Here is a 4,786-nt window from a genome sequence, read left to right as displayed (position 1 = left end):
GGACTCCGTGTCCAAAAAGTCGCTAGACATCACAGGGGTGGGCTGTATACCGAGGTCTAGTGCACGGTAAAACTGAGTCTGACGTGCTGATTTGCTGTGCTTATCTAGCTGTGTGTAGAGTACTTATTCGTGCCCAGCGCACAAGAGAAAACTAAAAATGGCCCTGTGGCGCAGTTGGTTAGCGCGCCGCCCTGTCACGGCGGAGGTCGCGGGTTCAAGTCCCGTCAGGGTCGCCGAAGTCCTAGTGGCTTCTGGCCAGATAGCTCAGTCGGTAGAGCACACGCCTGAAAAGTGTGGGGTCGCCAGTTCGATCCTGGCTCTGGCCACAAGATAGCCCCCTCCATTTTTGGAGGGGGCTTTTTTGGTGCATTTTTTGGTTTAATGGGCGGCATGACTACTTCTGTTGCGCACCAAACCGATCAATCCCGCTTCGTTATTACCGTCGATGGCGAGGAAGCGGGTTTTGCCGAATACAGTGACTCCGCAGCCGCGCGCGAGTTCACGCACACGGAAATCTCTGAGGCCTTTCAAGGCCAAGGCCTGTCCAAGCCGCTCATTAAGGCGGCGTTGGATGATGACTCGACGGTAGGCCGCCAAGTCATCCCAACGTGCAGTGCCGTAGCGCGGTTTATTGAGAAGAACCCTGAATACCAGCGTCTGACTAAGCGTGAGGGCAGCCTCTAAGGACAGGTTCTGGGGCCCTTAGATGTAGTAGTCCGGGTCCACCAGCTTGATGCGCTCATTCTTCTTGCGAGGACGGTTCTTAGCCGGAATACCCGTAGCGGTGTGATTAGCGGGCACATCCTTCGTCACCACGGCGTTAGCGCCTACTGCGGAGCCTTCGCCGATGGTGATGGGGCCTAGTACCTTGGCGCCGGCACCGATGGTCACGTTGTCCCCGATCGTTGGGTGGCGCTTGGTCTGCGTGAGCACCTGGCCGCCGAGCGTGACCCCGTGGTAGAGCATCACGCCATCGCCGATTTCGGCGGTTTCACCAATAACGATGCCCATGCCGTGGTCAATGAAGAAACGGCGGCCGATGGTGGCACCAGGGTGGATCTCAATACCGGTGAAGAAGCGGTTTACTTGTGCCAGGATACGTGCGGGGCCGCGCCAACCATGCTTCCACATGCGGTGGGCGATGCGGTGCGCCCAAATAGCGTGGAGGCCGGAATAGACCACGGCATTCTCGACGTCGCCGCGCGCGGCCGGGTCATGCTCGCGCGCGTTGGCGAGGTCTTCACGAATCATCTTCAAGATGTGCATGCGAACCATCCTATCCAGAAAGAAAAAGCGCCCCCTAGCACAGAGGGCGCTTTTATTCGGAGGCTCATCACGGCGCCGTGCTTGGCGACGTCCCGCGGAGAGCCATGTTGACTATTCCTTAAGCTTCGCGGATGTCCTCGAAGAGAATGGTGGAGACGTAGCGCTCACCAAAGTCCGGGGCGACAACGACGATTGTCTTGCCCTTAAACTCGTCACGAGCGGCCAGCTTGAGTGCTGCAGAGACGTTGGCGCCGGAGGAAATACCAACGAGCAGGCCTTCTTCGGTAGCCAGCTTGCGGGCGGTGGACACGGACTCTTCGGTGGTTGCGGTAAGAACCTCGTTGAGGATCTCACGGTCCAAAACCTCTGGGACGAAGTTAGCGCCGATGCCCTGAATCTTGTGCGGGCCAGCCTTGCCCTCGGACAGAACAGGGGAATCGGAGGGCTCTACGGCTACGAGGTAGGTATCCGGGTTCTGAGAGCGCAGGTAGCGACCAACACCGGTGACGGTGCCGCCGGTTCCGACGCCAGCCACGAAGGCGTCAACCTTGCCCTCGGCGTCCTCCCAGATTTCAGGACCGGTGGTTGCCTCGTGGATCTTTGGGTTGGCTTCGTTGGCGAACTGGGAAGCCAGGATGGCATTGGGGGTTTCGGCGATAATCTCGTTGGCCTTCTCTACAGCGCCCTTCATGCCCGCAGCGCCCGGGGTGAGGACGATCTCTGCTCCATAAGCGCGCAGCAGAACCTTGCGCTCGTTGGACATGGTCTCCGGCATGGTGAGGATGACCTTGTATCCCTGAGCAGCGCCGACGAGCGCCAGGCCGATACCGGTGTTGCCGGAAGTGGCCTCGACGATGGTGCCGCCGGGCTTCAGCTCGCCGGATTCTACGGCGGTGTCGACAATCGCCTTGGCGATGCGATCCTTGACGGAATTTGCGGGGTTGAAGGACTCAACCTTCACGAGGACCTCAGCGCCGAGGTCTTCGGTTAGGCGGTTGAGGCGGACTAGCGGGGTGCCGCCGATGGTCTCGAGAATGTTGTCATATACAGCCACGATGTGGACTCCTTGAAAATAACTTCTGATGTACAGCAGACACCTTACACCCCAACGGTAGACAGAGTAGTATATAAATTCTGAACCGAGCATTCGGGCATCGTATGTGGGATTCGGGGTGGAGGAGAAGGGTGGGCCGTGATTTAGAATTACCCCCGTCGGCCGGTTATACTTCGCAAATAGTGTTCACCTACCCCCGTTTCAGGCGGGGAATGTGGGTGCACCTGCTGGTTACCCCCGAGTAAGAGAGAGTCTCATGGAGCCGCACCGACTCAAGGATGACGACGAAGCCGTACGCGCAGCGCTCTCGTCGCTGAAGACTGCAACGGGAATCCCCGTCACGATGTACGGAACCTTGCTGCCGGATAATCGCTTGCAGATTACCCAGTGGGTAGGTCTGCGGACCCCGGCTTTGCAGAACTTGGTGATTGACGCGAACGTGGGCGTCGGCGGGCGCGTTGTTAGTACTCGCCGCGCGGTTGGTGTTTCCGATTACACCCGCGCTACCACGATTAGCCATGAGAATGATCGCTATATTCAAGACGAAGGCCTGCACTCCATCGTGGCGGTCCCAGTTACCGTTCAGCGTGAGATCCGTGGAGTCCTCTATGTCGGTGTTCATTCGCCGGTGCGCTTGGGTGACAAGGTGATCGAGGAGGTCACCATGACTGCCCGCTGCCTCGAGCAGGACTTGGCGGTTAATTCCGCACTGCGCCGGGCCGATGGTGGTAAGGGTGGTGCTGCGCGCGGCCATGTGATGAACGGTGCCGAATGGGAGCAGGTACGCTCGACGCACTCCAAGCTGCGGATGCTGGCTAACCGCGTCAATGATGAAGACCTTCGCAAGGAGCTTGAGGCACTGTGTGATCAGATGGTCTCTCCGGTCCGTGTGAAGCAGTCCACCAAGCTGTCCGCGCGCGAACTCGATGTTCTTTCTTGCGTCGCCCTTGGCCATACCAACGTTGAGGCTGCCGAGGAGATGGGCATTGGTGCCGAAACTGTGAAGTCCTATCTGCGTTCTGTCATGCGCAAATTGGGTGCGCATACTCGCTATGAGGCGGTTAATGCGGCCCGTCGTATAGGCGCGTTGCCCTGATTGTAGGTAAGTTGGGTGGGCGTGAAAGACCAATTTATTGTCTCCGGTGGGGCGCGCCTGCAGGGCACCGTCAAGGTTGACGGTGCTAAAAACAGTGTGCTGAAGCTGATGGCTGCGGCACTGTTGGCGGAGGGCACCACCACGCTGACCAACTGTCCTGAGATTCTCGATGTCCCTCTAATGCGAAAGGTCCTTGAGGGCCTTGGCTGCACCGTGGAGATTGATGGCCACACCGTGCGCATCACCACCCCGGCCGAGCTGCACTCCAACGCGGACTTCGATGCGGTGCGTCAATTCCGCGCTTCCGTGTGTGTGCTGGGACCGTTGACCGCGCGCTGCGGTCACGCGAAGGTGGCATTGCCAGGCGGTGACGCCATCGGTTCCCGCCCCTTGGATATGCACCAGTCCGGGCTGGAGAAGATGGGTGCGCGCACACGCATCGAACACGGTGCTGTGGTGGCGGAAGCTGATCGTCTCCACGGGGCAAATATCCGGCTTGATTTCCCTTCCGTCGGCGCGACGGAGAACATTCTTACCGCCGCCGTGCTTGCTGATGGTGAAACTCAACTCCACAATGCCGCCCGCGAACCGGAGATCGTCGACTTGTGCACGATGCTTAAGGAGATGGGAGCCGATATCTCTGGGGAGGGGACATCCACCATCACCATTCGGGGAGTGGACAAGCTGCAACCAACAGAGCACGAGGTTATCGGCGACCGCATCGTTGCGGGTACCTGGGCCTATGCTGCTGTGATGACTCGCGGTGATATTACGGTGGGTGGCATTGCTCCTAAGCACCTGCACCTGCCGCTGGAAAAGCTCAAGTCTGCCGGCGCTGACATTGAGGACTATGTGAACGGTTTCCGGGTGCGCATGGACGGTCGCCCGAGCGCCGTGGATTATCAAACCCTGCCGTACCCCGGTTTCCCTACGGATCTTCAGCCTATTGCTATTGGTCTTTCCGCCGTGGCGGAAGGCACCTCCATCATTACGGAGAATGTCTTCGAATCGCGCTTCCGTTTCGTCGATGAGATGCTCCGCCTTGGCGCCGATGCCCAAGTTGATGGACACCACGTAGTCATCCGCGGGCAGGAGCGTCTGTCTTCGACGCATGTCTGGAGTTCCGATATCCGCGCAGGCGCCGGGTTGGTGCTCTCTGCACTGTGTGCGGATGAGACGACCACCGTGCACGATGTCTTCCACATTGATCGCGGCTATCCCAACTTTGTGGAGAATCTCCAGGCCTTGGGCGCCACGATCGAGCGCACTCAGGAGGAAGAGCTCTACTAAGGCGCCGTGCTTGGCGACGTTTCCCCGGTTCAATCCCACGGTTGAACTGGGGATTTGTTGTTTGTTGGGGGTGTGCGTAT

The 4,786-nt window shown here is 59.0% G+C and carries 5 protein-coding genes and 2 tRNA genes; 5 read left to right on the top strand and 2 right to left on the bottom strand.

Features of this window, described 5'->3' with window-relative positions; all coding sequences use genetic code 11:
• The first annotated feature begins 159 nt into the window (after positions 1-159).
• The 3 genes from HMPREF3147_RS12375 (at position 160) to HMPREF3147_RS12365 (ending at position 684) form a co-directional block, all read left to right on the top strand.
• Positions 160-233: transfer RNA gene (locus tag HMPREF3147_RS12375), tRNA-Asp, on the top strand.
• Positions 234-253: 20 nt separating this feature from the next.
• Positions 254-326: transfer RNA gene (locus tag HMPREF3147_RS12370), tRNA-Phe, on the top strand.
• A gap of 55 nt (positions 327-381) precedes the next feature.
• Positions 382-684, top strand: a complete 303-nt coding sequence (locus tag HMPREF3147_RS12365; protein ID WP_070448153.1) for a GNAT family N-acetyltransferase — start codon at positions 382-384, stop codon at positions 682-684.
• A gap of 18 nt (positions 685-702) precedes the next feature.
• Here the strand turns inward: HMPREF3147_RS12365 and epsC are convergent, their stop codons facing one another.
• Complete coding sequence (gene epsC, locus HMPREF3147_RS12360) at positions 703-1,266, bottom strand: serine O-acetyltransferase EpsC (RefSeq protein WP_141740752.1); 564 nt, start codon at positions 1,264-1,266, stop codon at positions 703-705.
• A gap of 118 nt (positions 1,267-1,384) precedes the next feature.
• Complete coding sequence (gene cysK / locus HMPREF3147_RS12355) at positions 1,385-2,323, bottom strand: cysteine synthase A (RefSeq protein ID WP_305764418.1); 939 nt, start codon at positions 2,321-2,323, stop codon at positions 1,385-1,387.
• Positions 2,324-2,576: 253 nt separating this feature from the next.
• Here cysK and ramA point away from each other — a divergent pair, with 253 nt between their 5' ends.
• The gene (gene ramA / locus HMPREF3147_RS12350) at positions 2,577-3,416 is read left to right on the top strand and encodes an acetate metabolism transcriptional regulator RamA (protein ID WP_010189033.1); all 840 of its coding nucleotides are present in this window, start codon (positions 2,577-2,579) and stop codon (positions 3,414-3,416) included.
• A gap of 21 nt (positions 3,417-3,437) precedes the next feature.
• Positions 3,438-4,706 (top strand): UDP-N-acetylglucosamine 1-carboxyvinyltransferase, encoded by a 1,269-nt coding sequence (gene murA / locus HMPREF3147_RS12345; RefSeq protein WP_070448154.1) that lies wholly within the window; start codon positions 3,438-3,440, stop codon positions 4,704-4,706.
• Positions 4,707-4,786 lie beyond the last annotated feature (80 nt).

Origin of the sequence: Corynebacterium sp. HMSC05D03 (genome assembly GCF_001807205.1) — a bacterium.
Classification (GTDB): domain Bacteria; phylum Actinomycetota; class Actinomycetes; order Mycobacteriales; family Mycobacteriaceae; genus Corynebacterium; species Corynebacterium aurimucosum.
This window is presented reverse-complemented; position numbering and strand designations above follow the sequence as displayed.